Annotated in this window: 21 protein-coding genes and 1 riboswitch; of the genes, 7 read left to right on the forward strand and 14 right to left on the reverse strand. The window is 52.3% G+C overall.

What is annotated here, in order from left to right; all coding sequences use genetic code 11:
* Positions 1–15 precede the first annotated feature (15 nt).
* Complete coding sequence (locus NYR02_RS04895; protein ID WP_260975278.1) at positions 16–1,071, forward strand: adenosine deaminase; 1,056 nt, start codon at positions 16–18, stop codon at positions 1,069–1,071.
* 144 nt (positions 1,072–1,215) lie between these two features.
* On the opposite strand, the gene NYR02_RS04900 is transcribed toward NYR02_RS04895, so the two are convergent.
* Both NYR02_RS04900 and NYR02_RS04905 read right to left on the reverse strand, forming a co-directional pair.
* Positions 1,216–1,725: a hypothetical protein gene (locus NYR02_RS04900; RefSeq protein ID WP_260975279.1), complete on the reverse strand. Its 510-nt coding sequence runs from the start codon at positions 1,723–1,725 to the stop codon at positions 1,216–1,218.
* Positions 1,726–1,907: 182 nt separating this feature from the next.
* Positions 1,908–2,369 carry a carboxymuconolactone decarboxylase family protein gene (locus NYR02_RS04905; protein ID WP_260975280.1) on the reverse strand — a complete coding sequence of 154 codons (462 nt, stop codon included), beginning with the start codon at positions 2,367–2,369 and terminating at the stop codon, positions 1,908–1,910.
* A gap of 464 nt (positions 2,370–2,833) precedes the next feature.
* On the opposite strand from NYR02_RS04905, the gene NYR02_RS04910 reads away from it, so the two are divergent.
* Positions 2,834–3,634, forward strand: a complete 801-nt coding sequence (locus tag NYR02_RS04910; protein WP_260975281.1) for a helix-turn-helix domain-containing protein — start codon at positions 2,834–2,836, stop codon at positions 3,632–3,634.
* A gap of 222 nt (positions 3,635–3,856) precedes the next feature.
* Here the strand turns inward: NYR02_RS04910 and NYR02_RS04915 are convergent, their stop codons facing one another.
* Together NYR02_RS04915 and NYR02_RS04920 are read right to left on the reverse strand one after the other, a co-directional pair.
* Positions 3,857–4,339: a hypothetical protein gene (locus NYR02_RS04915; RefSeq protein WP_260975282.1), complete on the reverse strand. Its 483-nt coding sequence runs from the start codon at positions 4,337–4,339 to the stop codon at positions 3,857–3,859.
* Positions 4,340–4,437: 98 nt separating this feature from the next.
* On the reverse strand, positions 4,438–4,617 hold the full coding sequence (locus NYR02_RS04920) for a hypothetical protein (protein WP_260975283.1): 180 nt from the start codon (positions 4,615–4,617) through the stop codon (positions 4,438–4,440).
* 420 nt (positions 4,618–5,037) lie between these two features.
* On the opposite strand from NYR02_RS04920, the gene NYR02_RS04925 reads away from it, so the two are divergent.
* The 3 genes from NYR02_RS04925 to NYR02_RS04935 are packed head-to-tail and all read left to right on the forward strand — an operon-like array spanning position 5,038 to position 6,984.
* On the forward strand, positions 5,038–6,156 hold the full coding sequence (locus NYR02_RS04925) for a saccharopine dehydrogenase family protein (RefSeq protein WP_260975284.1): 1,119 nt from the start codon (positions 5,038–5,040) through the stop codon (positions 6,154–6,156).
* The gene (locus tag NYR02_RS04930) at positions 6,149–6,616 is read left to right on the forward strand and encodes a DUF2269 domain-containing protein (RefSeq protein WP_260975285.1); all 468 of its coding nucleotides are present in this window, start codon (positions 6,149–6,151) and stop codon (positions 6,614–6,616) included. Before NYR02_RS04925 ends, NYR02_RS04930 begins: the two co-directional genes overlap by 8 nt.
* The gene (locus tag NYR02_RS04935; RefSeq protein ID WP_260975286.1) at positions 6,613–6,984 is read left to right on the forward strand and encodes a DoxX-like family protein; all 372 of its coding nucleotides are present in this window, start codon (positions 6,613–6,615) and stop codon (positions 6,982–6,984) included. The genes NYR02_RS04930 and NYR02_RS04935 overlap by 4 nt, the downstream gene beginning before the upstream one ends.
* A 173-nt stretch (positions 6,985–7,157) precedes the next feature.
* On the opposite strand, the gene NYR02_RS04940 is transcribed toward NYR02_RS04935, so the two are convergent.
* A complete protein-coding gene (locus tag NYR02_RS04940; RefSeq protein WP_260975287.1) occupies positions 7,158–7,913 on the reverse strand; it encodes an enoyl-CoA hydratase/isomerase family protein in 756 nt (251 codons plus the stop codon).
* A gap of 221 nt (positions 7,914–8,134) precedes the next feature.
* Here NYR02_RS04940 and NYR02_RS04945 point away from each other — a divergent pair, with 221 nt between their 5' ends.
* The gene (locus tag NYR02_RS04945) at positions 8,135–8,773 is read left to right on the forward strand and encodes a DUF1287 domain-containing protein (RefSeq protein ID WP_260975288.1); all 639 of its coding nucleotides are present in this window, start codon (positions 8,135–8,137) and stop codon (positions 8,771–8,773) included.
* A 74-nt stretch (positions 8,774–8,847) separates the two neighbouring features.
* Here NYR02_RS04945 and uca read toward each other — a convergent pair whose 3' ends face one another.
* The 5 genes from uca to NYR02_RS04970 form a co-directional block, all read right to left on the reverse strand.
* A complete protein-coding gene (gene uca, locus NYR02_RS04950; protein WP_260975289.1) occupies positions 8,848–12,519 on the reverse strand; it encodes an urea carboxylase in 3,672 nt (1,223 codons plus the stop codon).
* Positions 12,520–12,904: 385 nt separating this feature from the next.
* Complete coding sequence (locus NYR02_RS04955; RefSeq protein ID WP_230330415.1) at positions 12,905–13,540, reverse strand: urea amidolyase associated protein UAAP2; 636 nt, start codon at positions 13,538–13,540, stop codon at positions 12,905–12,907.
* 11 nt (positions 13,541–13,551) lie between these two features.
* Positions 13,552–14,307, reverse strand: a complete 756-nt coding sequence (locus NYR02_RS04960) for an urea amidolyase associated protein UAAP1 (protein ID WP_260975290.1) — start codon at positions 14,305–14,307, stop codon at positions 13,552–13,554.
* Between the two features lie 10 nt (positions 14,308–14,317).
* Positions 14,318–15,169: an ABC transporter ATP-binding protein gene (locus tag NYR02_RS04965; protein ID WP_260975291.1), complete on the reverse strand. Its 852-nt coding sequence runs from the start codon at positions 15,167–15,169 to the stop codon at positions 14,318–14,320.
* 45 nt (positions 15,170–15,214) lie between these two features.
* Entirely contained in the window at positions 15,215–16,027 is an 813-nt protein-coding gene (locus tag NYR02_RS04970; protein WP_225690936.1) for an ABC transporter permease, read from the reverse strand.
* A gap of 76 nt (positions 16,028–16,103) precedes the next feature.
* Positions 16,104–16,216: riboswitch (guanidine-I (ykkC/yxkD leader) on the reverse strand.
* A gap of 251 nt (positions 16,217–16,467) precedes the next feature.
* Between NYR02_RS04970 and NYR02_RS04975 the strand changes: the two genes are divergently transcribed.
* Positions 16,468–17,442, forward strand: coding sequence for a DMT family transporter (locus NYR02_RS04975; protein WP_260975292.1), 975 nt, complete (start codon positions 16,468–16,470; stop codon positions 17,440–17,442).
* Here the strand turns inward: NYR02_RS04975 and NYR02_RS04980 are convergent.
* The 4 genes from NYR02_RS04980 to NYR02_RS04995 all read right to left on the reverse strand — a co-directional run bounded on the left by NYR02_RS04980 (position 17,372) and on the right by NYR02_RS04995 (position 20,322).
* Complete coding sequence (locus NYR02_RS04980; RefSeq protein ID WP_260975293.1) at positions 17,372–17,584, reverse strand: hypothetical protein; 213 nt, start codon at positions 17,582–17,584, stop codon at positions 17,372–17,374. The two genes, NYR02_RS04975 and NYR02_RS04980, sit on opposite strands and share 71 nt — an antisense overlap.
* Before the next feature lie 57 nt (positions 17,585–17,641).
* Entirely contained in the window at positions 17,642–18,340 is a 699-nt protein-coding gene (locus NYR02_RS04985) for a glycine-rich domain-containing protein (protein ID WP_260975294.1), read from the reverse strand.
* Between the two features lie 189 nt (positions 18,341–18,529).
* Positions 18,530–19,657: an NADH:flavin oxidoreductase gene (locus NYR02_RS04990; protein WP_260975295.1), complete on the reverse strand. Its 1,128-nt coding sequence runs from the start codon at positions 19,655–19,657 to the stop codon at positions 18,530–18,532.
* Positions 19,658–19,698: 41 nt separating this feature from the next.
* Complete coding sequence (locus NYR02_RS04995) at positions 19,699–20,322, reverse strand: TetR/AcrR family transcriptional regulator (protein ID WP_260975296.1); 624 nt, start codon at positions 20,320–20,322, stop codon at positions 19,699–19,701.
* Positions 20,323–20,362: the final 40 nt, after the last annotated feature.

A 20,362-nucleotide genomic window follows, 5' to 3' on the forward strand; every position in this document is an offset into this window, starting at 1 on the left:
ACCAAGGAGACCATAATGAGCGGATTTGAACACATCCTGCAGAACACACGGGCAGCCAGTGAGCGGGCCGACGAAGCCTTTTTACGGGCCTTACCGAAAACCGAACTGCACCTGCATCTGGAAGGCTCGCTGGAGCCAGAACTGATGTTTGAGCTGGCCGCACGTAACGGCATTCAATTGCCGTATCAGGATGTGGATCAGATCCGCCAGGCCTATAACTTTACCAACCTGCAATCCTTTCTTGATATTTACTACCAGTGCGCCGACGTACTGCGTACTGAACAGGATTTTTACGATTTAACCTGGGCTTATCTGCAACGCTGCCACGAAGAAGGAGTGGTGCACATAGAGCCTTTCTTTGACCCCCAGACCCACACCGATCGTGGCATTGCCATGCAAACGGTGCTCGACGGCATCAGCCGCGCGCTGGCCGATGGCCACGAGCAGCTTGGCATCAGTAGCGGGTTAATTTTATGTTTTCTGCGCCACCTGAGCGAAGAAGCGGCTTTTGCCACTCTTGAGCAGGCCATCCCTTATCTGCACGTATTTATTGGTGTCGGGCTCGATTCTTCCGAACTGGGTAACCCGCCGGAAAAATTTGCCAAAGTGTTTGCTGCCGCCGCCGAACTTGGTTTGCACCGGGTGGCCCACGCCGGAGAAGAAGGCCCTATTGCTTATATTGAAGGTGCTCTCGACGTATTAAATGTTGAGCGTATCGACCACGGTGTGCGCTGCACTGACAGTGAGGCGATGATGACCCGCCTTGCCGCCGAAGGGATTCCATTAACCGTTTGTCCGCTATCGAATACCCGCTTAAAGGTGTATCAACACATGAGCGAGCACCCGATTCTGGAATTATTGCAGCGTGGACTGTGCGTCACCGTCAATGCTGACGACCCGGCGTTTTTTGGCGGCTATCTGCTCGCTAACTATCAGGCTCTGGCCGACCACCTGGGCATGACCCGTGGTCAGGCAGCGCAACTGGCTGCCAACAGTATTCAGGCCAGCTTTATTACGGTCGAACAAAAAACCTTATTGCTGGAAAAACTGGAACAGGTGATTGTTGCCTGAGGTTTTTACATCCGCTCGCGGCTTTATTTGCCAACCACGATAAAAAAGAAAACCGCATACCGGAAACGGAATGCGGTTTTTTTATGAGCGCAATAGCTTGCTCTGTACTGACGAAAAAAACATGTTCGTAAATAATCAGCAGGATTAATGTCCGATTACCTGCATTCGTTTTGCTGCTGCAGCCAGTAAGCATCTGGAATATATATGATGAAAACCACCCAGAGCATGAAAGAGAAAACTGAATTTTCCACTGGTGCGTGCCGGGAATACCGCAGAGCCAAAGTATAAGCGGGTTGCAGGTGTCTCTCCGTTCTTTAATGTCTCAGAAAGGGGTTCAACATAAAGCCATGAGCGCGTCTGGCCAAAGGCCAGCAAAATTTCGCGATCAGATCTCTGTTCAACACGCCATGCAGAAAAATCGTTGGCAGCACTATAAGCCAGATCACGCACCTGATTGTCACTGGATGGGCAAGCCAATATTTTAGCCAGCAGCCAGCGTTCGGTTTTAAACAGCCGTGTTGTATAAAAGGCTTCTATAAATTCAGCTAAACCCAAATTTCCAGGCACTGTGATGGTGTAACAATCGGTAAAGGCTCCGGAATCTTTACAGCTGGCAAGAAAAGAATGTTCCGGAACGGATGACAGAGCAGGCATCGAATATGACCTCTTAAAGGAGTGACGATTGCGGATAAATGCCTGTATTCATTACCCGGCAGACATTCAGGTTAAAGCCTAAAAGCGGCTGTCGCCAGTGGGAAGGCGACAACCTGATGCGGCTGGTCAGAATGTGCAGGCTCTCAGCCTGCTGAAAGTGGGAAATTGCAGGCCTCAGAACCTCAGCCGAAGTCACCCGGCTGGTAAGAGCCCACATCAGCACCAAATCCCACGGCAAAGCGGTTCCAGCTGTTGATATTGCAGATGGCCAGCGTCAGGCTGGTAAGCTCTGCATCGCTTAAGGATTTCCGTACATCATCCAGCAGTTGCTCTGCCGGATGCTGTTGCGATACCAGCGTCAGGGCTTCTGCCCAGGCCAGTGCCGCCTGTTCACGCAGGCTGAAAAAGGGTGCTTCACGCCAGGCGCTGAGCGTATACAGGCGCTGTTCACTTTCGCCTTCTGCGCGGGCATCTTTACTGTGCATATCCAGACAATAGGCACAGCCGTTCAGCTGCGAAACCCGCAGTTTCACCAGTTCCAGCAGCGATTTTTCCAGTCCGCATTCTTTCAGATATTGCTCACCGGCCATTAAGGGATTCATGGCGGCGGGGGCCGCCTGGTAGTAGTTAAGACGCTGAGTCATAAGGCTCTCCTTATTGCATTTGGTTAGGGCCTGTTGACACTAATTAAACAGGCCTGTTATCGGATAAAAATTCCTCAGACAAGGCGCTGAGAGTGTGGCCTAACGGGTTAAGCGAGCGAACAGCAACGAAGGATGAGGGATTTTTAGCCATAACCCTTCGGGCTGAGGCCAGTTTTCCCCACTAACTTCGTCGCTCGTCATTCATTTAGCCCGCTAATATCACTCCTCTCTCCTTGTTCTGAGAAAAACTGGCTCTCAGCAGGCCCGATTCACTTAGTGTCAACAGGCCCTAATTGTGATGAGGTTGAAATACCTGTGCAGAGTAACGGCCAGCTCACAGCGGTAATTGTAAAAATACGACATGCGCAAGGCTTTACGGTGCTGTGAGGCGCTTGGGAGGTTTGTTAGACTGGCAAGAACCGCCGCCTGCAATGCAGCGGCAGCAGCGCTGCACGGGGTTGGCAATGACACAGCATCTTACGCATCTGGGATTCCGGTTTTTCCGGCCAACAACGGCATTACAGCCGCTGGTTCAGTGTTATTGGCATATCCGCTGTCATGTGGGGCAGTCGGCACTGGCCGATGAATTTCTGCATCCGGAAGGGGGTTCCGGTGTGGTGTTTAATTTTGCTGATCCGCTGATTTTTAATGGCCAGCCTTATCTCAGCCCCTGTCTGTTAATTGGTCCTGCGCAACGTACCGGTACCCTGACACTGAGCGGTCAGGTCGATGCTATTGGCGTGCGCTTTTATCCTGGTGCGGCACATGCATTTTTTCAGCTGCCGTTGGCCGAGTTGCATGGTTGTCTGTTACCGGTAACGGATCTGCCTTTGGAAGCAAGCTGGCAGCAGGTGTGGGAAGCGGGGACGGCGGCTGAGCGGGTGCAACAGATTGAACTCTGGCTGCTGCGGCAGCTGGATGTGCAGCTACAGGCAAAAAATCCGTTGCTGGCGGTGCTGCCTTCATTGCCAGACAGCGGACAGTTTTCGACCGCCGAACTGGCCCGGCGTATGGCCCTGGGAGAGCGTCAGGTTGAGCGATTATTCCGGCAATGGGTCGGGCTGACACCAAAACAGCTGGCCCGTATCCGGCGTGTTCAGCATGCACGGGAATTACTGAAAATTCCGCAAACGGATCTGACCGGCACGGCCTATCACGCCGGTTATTTCGATCAGGCACATTTTATTCACGACTTTAAACAGGTGGTGGGCCTTACCCCCGGACAGTACCGGCAGCGACTGAAACAGCGCGATCGTTTGGAGTAAGCCGGGCGAAAAACAGCGGGTTTATTGCGGTAACAAATAAAAACGCCGGTTATTTAACCGGCATTTTTGCTCGGCTCAGCGGCAGTTTAACCGCCAGTTGTTAAACGGGTTATCCTGGGCATCTCTGAATAATTCAGTGTCCGCTCCGGCTTACTGCAACGTTCAGATCAACGCGCCTTTGTTCAGATCAACGCGCCTTTGTTCAGGTCAACGCGCCTTTGTTCAGGTAGGCGGAATATCCGCATTGAGCTGCTGTGTTGTGCGGTTTTTAATGAGACTGAACAGGGCATAAAGGTTCACAAGATTCAGGCTGGCGACGACTGTACAGAACAGATAACCAAAGAGCAGGGCATCGCCGAATAAAAAAACAACGACAACACTGAAATAAAGTAACCATCCACCTGCCGCTAATTGCGCGATGTTGTTCAACAGTTTCATCCGGTAAGACACCGGGTTGAGCAGGTTAAGGAACAGCGGTGCAAAAAAGGTAGTGATTAACAGGAATACTTCAATGAGATCGGTCGGAATCTGCGACATGATTTTATCGTAGACCACATAGGTTTCTGTCACCCTTTCGCGACTCAGTCCGTTGATACCGTCATCTCCGGCTGTGGGTGTCAGAATGATCATTTTTGTGCATTGAGAGAGTGGTGCAAACATAAATGCGATGATCATTAGCGTCAGTATCGTGCGTATTTTTCTCATAATGCTCCGTGGGCGCCGTGTTATTTTTACGCCCGGCAGGAAAAATTCTGAATGTTTAAATCAGTTTCTGATGCCATCCATTGCTGGCGTGCGGCCGTTTATTTTTCCGGGTGGCTTTTACTGAGGTAAAGGAACGGAATAAACCAAAGAGTAATCAGGATAAGAACAATATTCTGAGTTAAGTCTTTATCGGCAACGAAATAAGACGTCAGTAACATCGTCAGGGCGAATAAAACGGAAATGATAATATTCAACTGTCTGGCTTTTTTTGTGTTCATTGTTCCATTCATTGTTCCATTCATTGTTCCATTCCTTGTTCCGTACCCTGCTGAGATTCAGGTTAAAGCGTAGCGTTTCGCCTGTAACACGCGCTGTCGTTCAGGCTTAGCCTTGCTGATACCGACAACTGCGCTCATGTTGCAGGAGCAAAGTGCACCGAGAGGGATATCTGCAGACTGGATCGCTTTGCGAATCCGCAGTGCAGATTCCGCTATCCCTGCCTTATCACTGAGGGTACTGAGGTTGCCGGGTTCAATCAATGCCAGAAAGAGTGATTAGCAGAGATGGCTGGGGATCTGCAGATCTGCCACGGCGCACAACGGGAAAAACAGCGGAGAGTGTGTAGTACAGCATGGTTACCTGCTCCGGCACTCCGTTATACTGCGTCTGCTATCAGAAACCAAGAGCCAGTCATCAGGATGAAAACAGTCGTTGTATTGGGCGGTTATGGAAACTTCGGTAAGCGCATTTGTGAGACTCTGGCGCAGGACAGCGGTATCCGCTTACTGTGCTGTGGACGTCATTCTGATAAAGCCCGTGCCCTGGTTGCTCAGTTGCAGCCGTCAGCCAAAGCAGAATTACAGGCCGTTGTACTGGATATCAACGCGGCCGATTTCTGCGCACAGCTGCAGGATTTAACGCCGTTTCTGGTGATTCATACCGGTGGTCCTTTTCAGGGGCAGAATTATCGTGTTGCCGAAGCCTGTATTGCGGTTGGTGCGCATTATCTGGATCTTGCCGATGACCGGCGTTTTGTCTGCGATATAACCTCACTGAATAAACAGGCTGAAGACGCCGGAGTGCAGATCATCAGTGGTGCCAGCTCGGTACCGGGGTTGTCGTCGGCGGTTATTGAACATTATCAATCACGCTTCCGCCAGATCGACAGCATTGATATTGCTATCGCACCGGGTAATCAGGCTGAACGCGGTGAGGCAACGCTGCGTGGCATTTTGTCGTACACCGGCCGTCCTTTCTCTGTGTTTGAACAGGGGCGCATATGTACGGTGTATGGCTGGATGAATTCCCGGCGTAAATATTTAGGCCCAGGGTTAGGATGGCGTTGGCTGGCGAATGTGGATGTGCCCGATCTGGAACTGTTCCCGGCGCAGTTTGCGGTTACTGAGCGGGTACGTTTTCAGGCCAGTCTTGAGCTGACTTTTCTGCATTTTTCGATGCTGGCAATGGCATCACTGGCGCGTCTGCGCCTGATTAAAAACTGGGCACCTGTTACGGCGCTTATTTATCGGATGAGCCATTGGTTTAGTAAACTGGGCAGCGCTGATGGTGCGATGCAGATTGATATCGCCGGATTAAATACGCAGGGTGCAGCCAGCAGGCTGCGTTGGCGTCTGGAGGCTTATGATGGTATTGGCCCTTTTATCCCCACATTATCGACCATTATCATCGCCAGACAATTGCTGGCAGGGCAGGTACATCCCGGTGCCAGAGCCTGCAGCGGTGAATTTTCGCTGGCGGAATTTTACCCTTATGCACAGAGCTTAGGGCTGGTGATCAGGGAGGAGCAGGGTGACTGATTATTTTTTGCTGAAAACGCTGCACATTCTCTCGGCGGTCGTATTAATGGGCACCGGCAGTGGCATTGCTTTTTTTATGTTAATGGCGGTTCTCAGCCGCAGTCAGGAAACAATCCGTCATGTCAGCCGGATCGTTATTCTGGCGGATTGGCTGTTTACCGCTCCGGCGGTTTTAGTGCAGCTGATCACCGGTGTGTGGTTGATGTCTCTGCTGAATGTCAGTTTTACCTCGCCATGGTTTCTGACGGTCGCTGCGCTGTTTATATTGATTGGTTGCTGCTGGCTGCCGGTGGTCTGGATTCAGTATCAGTTGCACCGCGAAGCCTGTATGGAAAATGGCTTTTTAAGCGTACGCTTTAAGCGTCTGATGCGACTCTGGATTGCATTGGGAATACCGGCATTCGCTGCCATGCTGGTGCTTTTCTGGTTGATGGTGGCCAAGCCTCTGGCGGTGATATGACGGCATTGCAGCAAAGATTCGGTCGCTGTACGCTGAGCCTGCTTTGGCTTATTACGGCGCTGGTGTCGGTCGCGACGGCGCAGGATATCGGTCTGGTGATCTTACAGCAGGGTGGCGTAGCCGATGCTCTGGCTCCCTGGCTGCTCTATGGTGGCAGTATTGTGGATGCGCTTTTAGGACTCTGGCTGTTACTGCCCTGGGCGCAACGTCTGTGTTTTCAGATACAGCTGATCACGATTGCGGTTTATAGCGTACTGCTGTCGGTTATTGCCCCTGAGTTCTGGTGGCATCCGTTTGCGCCGGTGGTTAAAAACCTGCCGATTATGGTACTGATCTGGATTCTGATGCCAGGAAAATCGATATCCTGATCGCGGTCAGCGCGGCGTTTTATTCAGATCCTGTGCTGTGCTCAAACCGGAGCTTAAAAATAAAAAACCGCCGGTTGTTAACAACCGGCGGTTTTTTATTGAACGTCTTAAACAGGTTCAGTGTTAAAGCACCGCTGAATTATTTATTCGGCGGTGTTTTAACAGTACTGAGCTTATTTACCGCCTTTCAGCACGTGATTAATACGCGCCTGAGTTTCTGGTGTGCCCAGCAGGCCGGAGAATAATTCCATCTCCAGTTTAACGGCTTTATTCACACGCTCACGGTGGCCTTCAGCACGACCCAGTTTTTTAATGGCACGGATAGAATCCTGAGAATTTTTCAGTAATTCGTTGGCGGTAGCCATCGCTGTTTCCAGCGCTTTGCCGTCTTCAACGGCGGCGGTTAACAGGCCCCATTTTTCGGCTTCGGCGGCGGTAAAGAAACGGCCAGTGTACAGCAGTTCTGCTGCACGCTTAGGACCAATGGCTTCGGCCAGCAGTACCGAGCAGGCACCTTCAGAAGTAACACCGATTTTGGCGAATGGCAGGCTGTAACGGATACTGTTACCGGCGTAAGCGATATCGGCATGCAGCAGCATGTTAGCGCCAATACCGATGGCCACACCTTCCTGCGCCATAATCAGGGGCTTTTGCAGACCGGCGAAGGCATCAAAGATACGGGCAACGCCGTCCTGTACCGCAGGCAAATCACCGCCAGGCAGCAGGTCGGCCAGATCGTTACCGGCGGTAAAACGGCCTTCGGCACCGGTCATTACGATGACTTTAACCTCATCGTTGGCATCGCTGTCGTGCAGGGCGGCGATAACATCTTTGTAAGTCTGTACGCGGATGGCATTCAGCACTTTTGGGCGGTTCAGAGTAATCACGGCAATGCCGTTTTCCAGACTGTAGGTAATGTCCTGATACATAGGGATGGTCTCATCGGTTCAGTATGGCGGGCATGATGGCAAACCCGGAATAACAGAGCAATGATCAATATGCACAGATTGCTGGTTGAAACTGAGGTCTGGCATGCATCAATACCGGTATTACAGATCATTGCGCTGGCTGATTATGGAACTGTAATGATTTAGTTATGCCTTATGATGCTCGGATATCCACTGATCATTAACGAAAGGAATCTCAGATTATGAACAGGATGCAGAAATTAATATGGCTGCCCGGTATCACGCTGCTGGCCTTCATGCTGGCCGCGGTGCAGGTGAATGCCGGGGAGGGCAACGCCGCGGCTTTCCGACAGGAGCTGGTGGCGGCCGCATTGCAGCGTACAACTCAGCAGGTGCGCTATGACGGCGCTTACCAGAAAATTGCCTATCCCAATGGTGATGTGGCGCCAGACATTGGTGTGTGCACCGATGTGGTAATCCGCAGCTACCGCGCTCTGGGGATCGATTTACAGCAACGTGTGCACGAAGATATGGTGGCCGATTTTGCCGCTTACCCGTCGCGCCGCATCTGGGGCATGACCCGTACCGATACCAATATTGACCATCGCCGGGTGCCGAATTTACAGGCGTTTTTTCAGCGTAATGGCCGGACATTAGCCGTCAGTGATAACCCGGCCGATTATCAGCCGGGGGATCTTGTCACCTGGATGCTGCCGGGCAACCTGCCGCATATTGGTGTGGTCAGCGACCGTTATGCGCCGGGCTCCAAGACGCCGTTAATCGTGCATAACATCGGTGCCGGTCCGGTGCTGGAGGATATGCTGTTCCGTTACCGGATTACCGGGCATTACCAGTACCTACCGCAGAGGGGTGGGGAGTAATTACTCCCCGTTACCGGCTGTTTGCAGAATGATCAGGGCATTACCAGTATCTGCCGCAGAGGAGTGGGGAGTAATTACTCCCCGTTACCGGCTGTTTGCAGAATGACCAGCGCTTTGCCCGGACTGACGCTCTGGCCGGTTGTGCGCAGCACTTCCACCACGGTACCGCTCTGATGGCTGCTGACTTCAATTTCCATTTTCATGGATTCCAGCACCACCAGGGGCTGACCGGCGCTGACCTGATCGCCGGGCTTCACCAGACATTGCCAGACGTTGCCGGATACATGGCTGTCGATGCTGAATTCACCCTCTGCCAGCGGACGCTCATCGCTTTCTTCCAGCACCGCTGGTTCGCTGTCGTAATGGAATTTTCCTGAGGCTTTCCATTCCTCAAGTTCTGCCTGAAAGGCTTTTTGCCGTTCCTGCTGGAAGGCTGAAATGCCTGTGCCCTGTTCCTGTAAAAAGCGTTCGTATTCCGCGAGATTAAAGCGGGTTTCTTCAATTTTGATGGGGTACTGGCCGTGGGGAAACTGCTGGCGGATCGTCATCAGTTCGTCGTGGCTGACCTCGTAAAAACGCACCTGATCGAAAAAGCGCAGCAGCCAGGGCTGGGTAAATTCGCGGGTGGTTTTATAGCGGTTCCACATCTGCAGGGTACGGCCAACAAACTGATAACCGCCCGGGCCTTCCATGCCGTAAATGCACATATAAGCGCCACCGATACCGACGGAGTTTTCTGCTGTCCAGGTACGCGCCGGATTATATTTGGTGGTGACCAGACGGTGGCGCGGGTCCATGGGCGTTGCCACCGGAGCACCTAAATACACATCGCCTAAGCCCATCACCAGATAACTGGCGTTAAAGACAATGTCCTTTACTTCGTCGATGGAATTCAGGCCATTAATACGGCGGATAAACTCAATATTATCCGGGCACCAGGGCGCATCGGCCCGTACCGATTGCATGTATTTATTCACCGCCAGCTGGCAGGCTTCGTCGTTCCACGACAATGGCAGGTGAACAATGCGTGACGGCACTTCGGCATCCTGCAAATCACCGAGCTGATCTTCGGCGGCAATTAATATCTGCAGTAATTCCTGCTGGCTTAAACGGCTGGAATCGTAGTGCAGCTGCAGCGAGCGGATGCCCGGAGTCAGTTCCCACAGGCCGGTAATATTCTGTGTGTTTAAATACTGCATTAAGGCGTGGACACGGAAGCGCAAGCGGATATCCAGCTGCAGTGGGCCGTATTCCACCAGTAAATACTGGTCTCCACTGGGGCGATAAACGACACCGGTCGGGTGTGAGTCTGCCTGACCGGTATAAGCGATGCTGTGCACAATCGGGCTGTCCGGTAAGCAGCGTTCAACCGCACAATCCTCTGCCCTCAGTGTTGTCAGGCCGTTTTGCTGTGCGCGGTTTAAGGCCACCGCGGTTTGCTGGCTCACCGGTAAAAAGCGGATTTTATCACCGGCTTTTAACTGGCCGAGTTTCCATAAATCCGCGGTTATCACCGTGGCCGGGCAGACAAAGCCGCCCAGACTCGGGCCGTCCGGCCCTAAAATCACCGGCATATCACCGGTAAAATCGACGGTACCAATGGCGTAGGCATTGTCGTGGATATTGGATGGATGCAAGCCGGCTTCACCACCGTCGGCCCGTGCCCATTCCGGTTTGGGGCCAATCAGGCGCACACCGGTACGGCTGGAGTTGTAGTGCACTTCCCAGGTGTGGGCAAAGAAGCGTTCAATATCGCTGTCGGTGAAAAATTCAGGTGCGCCGTGTGGGCCGTAAATAACCCGTAATTCCCACTCATTGGCAATCGTGGGCAGCAAAGCCGGATCATTAAGAGTTGCAGGCTCCGCTTTATTATCTGCGGAAAAATGCAGCACATCGCCCGGTAGTAATGCGCGGCCGTTATGGCCGCCAAACTGGCCAAGCGTAAAGGTGGATTTTGAACCCAAGTAATCCGGACAGTTAAAACCACCGGCAATTAAACAATAAGCACGTGCTCCAGCACTGCCAACGCTGCCGCAGTCGAGAATATCGCCGGCATTAATATCAATGACCTGCCAGAATTCAATATTACTGGTTGTACTGTTGTGGCTCAGGCTGTCAGGGGGTAGGCCCGCGCGGGTCAGACTGGCGCTGGTGGTGGCACCGGCCAGTAATATTCTTGTCGGTGCGTTAAATTTAAGCACCGGGCCTTTTAAGGTAATTTCCAGACCCGCCGCCTGTTCTGCATTGCCGAGTAAACGGTTACCGAGAGCAAAAGAATAGCCATCGAACGGACCTGACGGTGGCACGCCAATATCCCAATAGCCAATGCGCGCGGGTAAATCCTGAAGGGTGGTTTGTGTTCCGGCGGTTAATACCTGCACGCTGGTGGGCTGGTGTTGCAGGGTTTTTAATAACTGGGTGTAGACGTCACCGGCTTGTACGCGCTTATCTTTAAGAATATCGAGCAGATAACGGCGGTTGCATTCCAGTCCGTACAATTCCGTGTTGGCCAGCGCTTCTGCCAGAGTTGCCAGCGCCTGATCGCGGTTGGCGGCGGTGGCAATCACTTTGGCCAGCATAGGGTCGAACAGTGCCGGTACTTCCGAGCCGCTTTCTACCCAGGTATCAATACGCAGTGATGGCCAGCCTGAAGTCTCCTTTATCAGAGGCCAGCGGACATTGCTTAATAATCCGGCGCAGGGCTGAAAATCCTGTGCCGGATCTTCGGCATAAATCCGTGCCTGAATGCTGTGGCCTTTGGGTATGAAATGCTCTGTCAGTGGCAGCGTTTCACCGGCACCGAGGCGCACCATCCATTCCACCAGATCAATACCGTAGACTTCTTCGGTAACGCCGTGCTCAACCTGTAAGCGGGTATTCACTTCGAGGAAATAAAACTCGCCGGAATCGGCATCGTAAATAAATTCGACCGTACCGGCACTGCGGTAATTAACCGAGCGGCCCAGACGCGCTGCGGTGGTGTGCAAGGCTTCACGTTGTTGTGCGGTTAAACCCGGTGCCGGTGTTTCTTCCAGCACTTTCTGGTTGCGGCGCTGGATAGAACAGTCGCGTTCGCCCAATGCCAGCACCTGGCCCTTACCGTCACCAAAAATCTGTACTTCGATATGGCGGGCTTTTTCGACAAATTTTTCAATAAAAACGCCATCGTTGGCAAAGTTATTGGCACTTAAACGCTTCACCGAGGCAAACGCCTGTTGAAGTTCGGCCTCGCTGTAACACAGCTGCATACCAATACCGCCACCACCGGCGGTGCTTTTTAACATCACCGGATAACCAATGCTCCCGGCTTCACGGATGGCGCTGTGAATATCGGTCAGCAGTTCGGTGCCCGGCAGCAGCGGAACTTTATTGTCCTGCGCCAGTGCACGCGCCGAATGCTTTAAGCCAAAGGCATCCATTTGTGCGGCGGTGGGGCCAAGAAAGACCACGCCAGCCTGATCGCAGGCATGGGAGAAGCCGGTATTTTCGCTTAAAAATCCATAACCGGGGTGAATGGCTTCAGCACCGCAGTCTTTGGCAATCTGCAGGATTTTTTCCTGATTCAGGTAGGTATCCGCGACCGTACCATCACCTAAACAATAAGCCTCATCGGCCTGCTGGACATGCAGCGAATGCTGGTCGGCCTGATGGTAAACTGCAACCGCCTGAATATTCATTTTTTTCAGGGTGCGGATAATACGGCTGGCAATGGCGCCACGGTTAGCGATTAAGACTTTTTTAAACATGGTCTTGCCTCATTCTTTAATGTCTTGTTGCACAAGAGGCAGGTCGTCCTGCATAAATACTGAAGCCTGCCGGTCGTCCGGCGGCTTAAGGCACCTCTGAATAATTCAGTGCCCGCTTCGGCTTACTGAAAAAGTTCAGATCAAAGCGCCACGTTGAAGGCATAACGGGTTACGCCAAAACGTGGCAACACCGAGCTGGATTTTTTCAGCAAGCCCCGAAGGGCGTGGGCTGCAGAGTGTTTTGACGGTGTTGTCGATTTTATAAAGGACTCGCCATTCACTGCAATCGACGCCTTGTCAAAAGCACTCTGCAGCACTCACGCGAAGCTGTGCAGAATTATTCAGAGGTGCCTTAAAATATGAGTTTTCTGATCGGCAGGCAGGATTACCAGACAATCACTTCAATCGGTGTCGGGTTATAGGCATTGCAGGGGTTGTTCAGCTGCGGGCAGTTGGATATCAGCACGATGGTGTTCATCAGAGCTTTCAGTTCGACATATTTGCCGGCATCGGAAATGCCATCGGCAAAGGTCAGTCCGCCTTCAGCGGTGACCGGTACATTCATAAAGAAATTAATATTGTGGGTAATATCGGCTTTATCCAGGCCGTATTCTTCATGCTCGTTAATGGCCAGCATCCAGCTGTCACGGCAGGCGTGCATGCACTTTTTTTCCAGACTGTAGCGCACGGTATTGGATTCGGTAGCGCAGGCACCGCCTAAGGTGTCATGTCGACCACAGGTATCGGCAACAATTTCCAGCAGCGGGCGGTTTTCGTTGGTCATTAATACCGAGCCTGCTGTCAGGTATACATTACCCTGGGCGCGGATGGTATCAGTCGCGCTGTAGCGTTCGCTGGGATCATCGGCATTATAAAACAGCGTATCGGCGGCCTGATTACCTTCCAGATCGAGAATACGCAGGGTCTGTCCGGCTTCTATACGGTGAATAAAATAGTCACCGGCGAGTACTGTCTGGCGGAAACTGGCATCCTGGGGCTGCAGTGTGCTTGCTTTAATCATGATTCGGCTCCTCAGGCTTCGCAGAAGTTATAGAGAAAATTGTTGTGAAAACCGCGCTGATTTTCTGCGCAGTGATTTTTACACTCATCATCGTCGGCAACGGCGGCGGCTTTGCCCAGATGGTAATGCACCGGCCGCACAGGATATTCGGCGGCATTGTTTATCGGGTGCGGACAGGTGTGCATGATCAGCAGGGTGTCCATTTCAAAGCGCAGAGTGATGGCATTTCCTGCCTTTGATGCATCGCCGATGTAGCGCATATTGCCCAGATCATCGGTCTGCACCTGACTGAACAGATTGAGGTTGGCGGCCATATCTTTGCGGGACAGACCGTATTTGGCGAATTCCACCAGAAAGCTGTCATAGCCGTTCTGTGTCCAGCCATTACGGGCTTCCTGATAGGTTTTAATGCCCCATTTTTCTGCCACCATGGCTTTATTAATATTGCCGCAGACGGTGTCGTGCCAGCCGCAATCATCCGCCACAACAGAGGCAAAAATACGGCCCATATCGGAATACAGACAGTGGCCCTGAGTCAGCTTAAAGGTATGCTGGCATTTTAAGGTATCCGGTGCGTTGTACTTTTCCAGCAGGTCGTATGGGTTAAACATTAACAGACCAAGATTGGCGCCGCCGTGCAGGTCGGTAAAGGTGATGACCGTGCCTTTTTTTACCCGCATCGACCAGTGGCAGCCGCCTCCCAGCGTATCCTGATAAACGGCCTCGCCCTGATAAAATTGCTGATGTTTTTTGCTTAACTGAGTCATGGTTTCTCCTTCAGGCACCTATTCCGGTACTTATACCTGCCTCGTCCTGCACACGGGCTGTGGCATGAACGGAGTGCTGAATATCGTTGTATAAAGAATGTTCCTGAGCGCTGTCGCCGCTTTTGGCCAGCTGGCCATGATTGGCCTGGTTCAGTTTTAAATCGTAGGTAATGGTCGCCCCCCAGGCATTGGGAGCCATAGGATCATGGCGGATTTTATCGAATACCAATAAACGGCTGCCGAGATAAAAACCCTCACCAATATCGTGGGTGACCATAAAAATAGTGGTGCCGGTCTGCTGCCATAAATCCAGAATTAACTGGTGCATATCGGCACGGATACCCGGATCAAGGGCGCCGAAGGGCTCGTCAAGTAGCAGGATTTTTGGCTCTTTAATTAATGCCTGAGCAATGGCCAGACGCTGCTGCATGCCGCCGGAAAGTTCATGTGGATACTTATTGGCGGCGCTGTGCAGTCCTACCCGCTGCAACAGATTCATGGCTTTTTCTCTGGCCTGAGCGCGGGCTTTACCAAACAGGCGGGCCAGCAATTTACTCTGGGCAAATTCCAGCCCGAGAATGACATTGTCCAGCACGCTCAGATGGGGAAATACTGAGTATTTCTGAAACACAATGCCGCGGTCGACACTGGGCTCGTCGGTTAATGGCTGACCATCCAGCAGGCACTGGCCTTTACTGGCGCTTTCCTGACCGGAGAGCATTTTCAGAAAGGTCGATTTGCCGCAGCCGGATGCTCCGACCATGGTCACAAATTCGCCTTTTTTAACGCTCAGATTGATATTGTCCAGCACCGGCTGATCACCGTAGGTTTTGCTGACTTTTTTAAATTCGATAAAACTCATACATATTCCACCTTGTGGTTATCCTGCGTCTGAAAATCAGTGCATTTATTGCGGCTGATACCAGGGGAATAATTTGCGGTTCAGTTGTTTCAGTAACTGATCAGAAATAATCGCCAGCAGGCTGATCCACACCACATAAGGCAGGATGACGTCCATTGCCATATAACGGCGTACCAGAAAAATCCGGTAACCAAGTCCTTCGGTCGAGGCGATGGCTTCGGCGGCAATTAAAAATAACCAGGCAGCTCCCATCGACAGGCGCAGTGCATCGACCAGGCGTGGCAGCATTTGCGGCAGCACCATGCGCAGCATTAATTGCCAGCTGTTGGCGCCCAGAGTCTGTGCCTTAATCCACTGTTCGGTCGGGAGTTCTGATACACGGCTTTGTAATTCGCGGATTAAATATGGCGTGATGCCAATCACAATCAGCACCACTTTCGATACTTCACCGAGGCCGAAAACAATAAACAGTACCGGCAGCAGGGCCATGGGCGGCACCATCGAGATGGCGGTGGTAAAGGGCGATAAATTTGCGCGCAGCAGCGGCAGGGCGCCCAGTGTTAAACCAAATAACAGAGCAATCGTTGCGCTGATACCAACGCCCATGGCCAGACGTTCAAGGCTGGCGAGGGTATCGACCCAGAGCAGAATATCGCCGCTGCGTTTATTTTCTTCAGTCGCCATGCGCAACAGGGTATCGCCCATAGTGCTGAAGGCAGGCAGTAATTTGTCGTTCGGATTTTCGCTCAGGCGCTCGGTTGAGGCTGCCATATAGAGCAGGATGGCGATAATGAAGGGCAGGGCGCCCAGAAAAAAAGCCAGTGGGCGGGAAATTCTCTGATTAATCAGCCGGCGCATAAGCGCACTCCTGTTCGGGTTAACGGAGCGGATACAAGGGGCATTGCACAGGCTGGCCTGAGCGAATGTTCCAGTGATCTCCCGGGCTTTTATCCCTCCGTGTAACCCCCGCACGCGGCTGAGGTCGGTTGCTCTCGGACCAGTCATTCGTGTTTTACAACACAAACCGGAACCCTAGCGACCTATTAACGGAATCAGTGTAGCAATTCCGTGAGCGATGCAGAACACCCCATTGTTTTCGCATCTGCTGAGTCTTTGCGAATGGTGTGCCAATTCTTACAAAGTGTGGCAATGCGTTGTTTTTGCACATGCGGCGTGCCGAAATGTCATAACTTGGTGGCTGAGAGAGTTCTCAGCAAAGCGTTTTCACCTTTTTATGCTGCATTTTGGGTCGTATTTTTTATAAGAGGTTTTATTTTGGTGCTTTTAAAGAGGGTGTTATGCGTCGTTATCTGAATCCTGCGGCGGTGCTGTTTCTGGCATCGGTTCTCTGGGGCAGTGCCTGGATACCGCTGAACGCTATTGAAAGCGCCGGAATCAGTCATTCATTACTGCTGCTACTGGCGTACAGCGTGGCCAGTGTTCTGACCGCGGTGATTCTGTGGCGTCAGTGGCACAGGGTGCTGGCGCACTGGCAGCAGAATAAAGCGTTGTTAGCAGGAATATTTCTGGTCGGTGGGCTGGCCAATGCCAGTTTTTCGCTGGCGCTGCTGGAAGGTAATGTGGTGCGGGTAATGGTGCTGTTTTATCTGTTGCCTGTGTGGAGCACCTTACTTGGACGATTATTTCTGCACGAAACCGTTGATGTCAGTAAAGCGCTGATGATTGTGCTGGCTTTATTGGGCGTGGTGCTGGTTGCGGGTATTCAGCCGGGTAGCGACTGGCAGACGAACTTACTGAAAACGCCCTGGGGAACAGGCGATACTCTGGGGCTGATTGCCGGTTTTACCTATGCAGCGAATAATATTTTATTCCGTAAAGGGCAGCAGGTTGCGCTGGTATTAAAAGCAGAAAGTATGTTGCTGGGAGCTGCATTTTTTATGTTGCTGAGCTGGCTTTGGCAGGCGGATACACAGAATGCCGATCAGCTGTTGCAGGTATCGGCAAGCGCCGTTTTGCTGGCCATTCTGTACGGCGCAACCTGGCTTCTGGCGGTATCCTTCGGGTCGCAATGGGGTGTCAGTCATTTACCTGCCAGCCGCTCGTCGCTGATTATTATTATGGAACTGGTCACCGCAGTATTGACGGCCTGGTGGCTGGGAGAAGCGCAGTTGAGTTTATGGGGCTGGTTGGGTTGTGTCTGCATTATGAGCGCAGCATTGCTGGATAGTATGAGTGCCGAGGTTAGTCCAGACGTAAAAACCTGGGTACCAGCATCAGGCCAATTCCGGTCATCACCATGGCGTAGTGATTAGATACAAAGTAGGGGTAAATCATCAGGGCAACGCCGCTCCACAGTGCGATTTTGTGGCTTTGACGCTTACCGTAAATAAAATAACCAAAACCAATGGAGCCGAAAATCAGAGACAGAAACAGTGCGGTCGTGTCGGTTAACATGGTGTATTCCTTAACGTCGATTCTTTTGTATTGAACCTTGCTCGAAAGTACTGCTGTTTAATCACCACCGCAGCCGCTGCTGCAACCGCTGTCGGAAGCGGATGAGCAACTGCTGGTGCAGCCGCCACTGCCGGAGCAACCGGAAGCGCAGCCAATATGGCTGGCACAATAGGGCGTTGTGTCATTTTGTGTTTTCTTGTTTGTGCCAGTGGCTGCCATCTGACAATTTAGCTGGTAAAAAAATCCGTCATCAATATTCAGCTGGGCATCAAGCGCAAACAGCAACGGCAGTTTGCTCGGCTGTTTGGCTGACAGCCATTCCCGGGCGCAGGCAATACGCCAGGCGCGTTTAATTCCATTCGCTGCAGTGGTGGGCGTACTCATGGCTTCGGCTGGTGTGTGGTGCAGAAAGCGGCCAAAAGACGAACGGCAGAATTCCTGATATTTGCGGGTAAACAGAATAAATTCATGCCAGGCGAGGTCGACCACCTGCGAGGGCATGGCAACGGGTTTACGCCCGGCAATATTACAGATCTGAAAATATTCGCGCAGTCCGTCCATTACCAGCGCCAGCTGAGCTTCGTCCAGATGGGGGTAGCGCTGTGCCACCTTGCGTTTTAAGGTGCCGGGAAAGGCGTAATCCTGTATATGCCGGGCACGTAATTTAATGGCGATTTTACGCCATAGTTTCCAGCTCAGGGTGATAATAATAATGGTCAGAATAATGCTGAACAGATTGGCGAAGATCCAGTTCATAAAGCGTCCTGTATAACTCTGCAATAGCAGACTGAAACTCTGATGTGAAAAAGCAGCATGCCAGATGGTTGCGCAAATGCCTACTCTGTCGCCGGTGGGAAAATAGAAAAGCGTTTTTATTAGCCGGATTAACGGACAGAAATAAAAACGGGCCCTGTTCAGGCCCGTTCTGTGTTATCAGCGTGGTATTTACACCAGCTGCATTAGCGATTTCTTATCGTAGTCTTCCAGTTCGTCATAGCGGCCTGCTTTTACTTTCAGTACCCACTCAGGGTCCTGCAGCAGTGCCCGGCCAACGGCAACCAGTTCAAATTCACCGGCCGCCATGCGCTGGCCAAGTTCATCGATGGAGGCGGTGGCGACACCGGAAGCGTCAACCATGTCGCGTTTGTCTTCATCAATAAAGCTGGCATTCAGACCAACGGAACCGACGGTAATCACCGGCTTACCGGTGATTTTTTTGGTCCAGCCGGCCAGATTCAGGTCGGAACCTTCAAATTCTTTTTCCCAGAAACGGCGGGTTGAGCAATGGAAAATATCGACACCGGCTTCGACCAGTGGCTTGAGGAAGGCTTCCAGTTCTTCCGGGGTTTCACACAGACGGGCGCTGTAATCCTGCTGTTTCCACTGGGAGAAACGGAAAATAATCGGGAAATCCGGACCAACACGGTCGCGGATGGCGGAAACAATTTCGCAGGCGAAACGGGTACGGGCAACCAGATCACCGCCGTATTCGTCGGTGCGCTGGTTAGAGCCTTCCCAGAAGAACTGGTCGATTAAATAACCGTGAGCGCCGTGTACTTCCACCGCATCAAAGCCAATGCGTTTGGAATCTTCAGCCGCCTGAGCGAAGGCTTCAATCACTTCCTGAATATCTTCTTTGCTCATGGCTACGCCATTTTCTTTACCGGCTTTCACCATGCCGGATGGGCTGTAACCCGGCACTGATGGATCAGGCTCCACGCCTTCTTTACGGATGGCGCCTACGTGCCACAGCTGTGGAGCGATTTTGCCGCCTTTGGCGTGTACTGCATCGACCACTTTTTTCCAGCCGGCCAGTGCGTCTTCACCATAAATAAAAGGAACGCGCGGATAGCCATTAGCGGCTTTATGGCCGACACAGGTGCCTTCGGTAATGATCAGTCCGACTTCATTTTCGGCGCGGCGGGCGTAGTAAGCGGCAACCAGCTCATTAGGGATATTGCCCGGCGAATAGGTGCGGGTCATCGGAGCCATAACAATACGGTTGCTCAGTTGCAGCGGACCGAGGGTGATGGGTTCAAACAGGGCGCTGACGGCGCCGTGGACATTACTCATATAAATATTCCTGTTGGCTGTTTTACTGTTGTCAGAAATGGTTAAAGGGTTGTGAATGATTGCGCCGCTTGTGCATCCGGCAGCCATTGTTGCAGCAGCAGCGACATGCTCTGCTCAAAGTGTTCGCGCCCTAACAGGCGGGCGTAATACAGCGCGCCTTTGCAGGCAAAAATAAATAACTGCGCCAGTTCCTGCGCACTGGCGGTGGCCGGAGCCTGCAGCTCGCCGTCTGCCAGCCCCTGGCTGAACACCGCAGCAACCCAGTCCACTTCGAGCCGGCTGAGGTCACTCAGGCGGGTGCGCATGGCATCCGGCAGCTGGGCCAGATCACTGTGCAGGGCGCTGAGCGGGCATTGCTTATGTTCGTTAAAGGTATGTTTGGCGGCGGCGCGCAGATAACGCTGCAGTTTGTCCGGTGCGTTGTGCCCATGCTGATCAAAGTGCGCGAAACCGTCACGCAGCCATTGTTCGGTCCAGTCACATAGTGCCAGGCCCAGATCGGCTTTCTGTGCGAAGTGGTGATGCACGCTGGGTTTGCTGATGCCCAGCTCACGCGCCAGATCCTGATAACTGAAGCCGGTATAACCACGGCGGCAGAGCAGGTCAGCGCCAACATCAATCAGCTGCTGACGGGTCTGGCGGGCATTGGCAGATTTTGTGGTCATCGCGGCATCGCTCTGGACGTTTGTTGGTATCGACTGTGAT

It is taken from the genome of Thalassolituus pacificus (genome assembly GCF_025318105.1).
Lineage (GTDB): Bacteria > Pseudomonadota > Gammaproteobacteria > Pseudomonadales > Oceanobacteraceae > Venatoribacter > Venatoribacter pacificus.

Coding starts and splice junctions, on each gene's coding strand:
- NYR02_RS04960 (WP_260975290.1), bottom strand. CDS start 14,307: ATGACTCAGTTAAGCAAAAAACATCAGCAATTTTATCAGGGCGAGGCC.
- NYR02_RS04975 (WP_260975292.1), top strand. CDS start 16,468: ATGCGTCGTTATCTGAATCCTGCGGCGGTGCTGTTTCTGGCATCGGTT.
- NYR02_RS04935 (WP_260975286.1), top strand. CDS start 6,613: ATGACGGCATTGCAGCAAAGATTCGGTCGCTGTACGCTGAGCCTGCTT.
- NYR02_RS04905 (WP_260975280.1), bottom strand. CDS start 2,369: ATGACTCAGCGTCTTAACTACTACCAGGCGGCCCCCGCCGCCATGAAT.
- NYR02_RS04995 (WP_260975296.1), bottom strand. CDS start 20,322: ATGACCACAAAATCTGCCAATGCCCGCCAGACCCGTCAGCAGCTGATT.
- NYR02_RS04990 (WP_260975295.1), bottom strand. CDS start 19,657: ATGAGTAATGTCCACGGCGCCGTCAGCGCCCTGTTTGAACCCATCACC.
- NYR02_RS04900 (WP_260975279.1), bottom strand. CDS start 1,725: ATGCCTGCTCTGTCATCCGTTCCGGAACATTCTTTTCTTGCCAGCTGT.
- NYR02_RS04985 (WP_260975294.1), bottom strand. CDS start 18,340: ATGAACTGGATCTTCGCCAATCTGTTCAGCATTATTCTGACCATTATT.
- NYR02_RS04940 (WP_260975287.1), bottom strand. CDS start 7,913: ATGTATCAGGACATTACCTACAGTCTGGAAAACGGCATTGCCGTGATT.
- NYR02_RS04945 (WP_260975288.1), top strand. CDS start 8,135: ATGAACAGGATGCAGAAATTAATATGGCTGCCCGGTATCACGCTGCTG.
- NYR02_RS04925 (WP_260975284.1), top strand. CDS start 5,038: ATGAAAACAGTCGTTGTATTGGGCGGTTATGGAAACTTCGGTAAGCGC.
- NYR02_RS04955 (WP_230330415.1), bottom strand. CDS start 13,540: ATGATTAAAGCAAGCACACTGCAGCCCCAGGATGCCAGTTTCCGCCAG.
- NYR02_RS04970 (WP_225690936.1), bottom strand. CDS start 16,027: ATGCGCCGGCTGATTAATCAGAGAATTTCCCGCCCACTGGCTTTTTTT.
- NYR02_RS04980 (WP_260975293.1), bottom strand. CDS start 17,584: ATGTTAACCGACACGACCGCACTGTTTCTGTCTCTGATTTTCGGCTCC.
- NYR02_RS04920 (WP_260975283.1), bottom strand. CDS start 4,617: ATGAACACAAAAAAAGCCAGACAGTTGAATATTATCATTTCCGTTTTA.
- NYR02_RS04895 (WP_260975278.1), top strand. CDS start 16: ATGAGCGGATTTGAACACATCCTGCAGAACACACGGGCAGCCAGTGAG.
- uca (WP_260975289.1), bottom strand. CDS start 12,519: ATGTTTAAAAAAGTCTTAATCGCTAACCGTGGCGCCATTGCCAGCCGT.
- NYR02_RS04915 (WP_260975282.1), bottom strand. CDS start 4,339: ATGAGAAAAATACGCACGATACTGACGCTAATGATCATCGCATTTATG.
- NYR02_RS04965 (WP_260975291.1), bottom strand. CDS start 15,169: ATGAGTTTTATCGAATTTAAAAAAGTCAGCAAAACCTACGGTGATCAG.
- NYR02_RS04910 (WP_260975281.1), top strand. CDS start 2,834: ATGACACAGCATCTTACGCATCTGGGATTCCGGTTTTTCCGGCCAACA.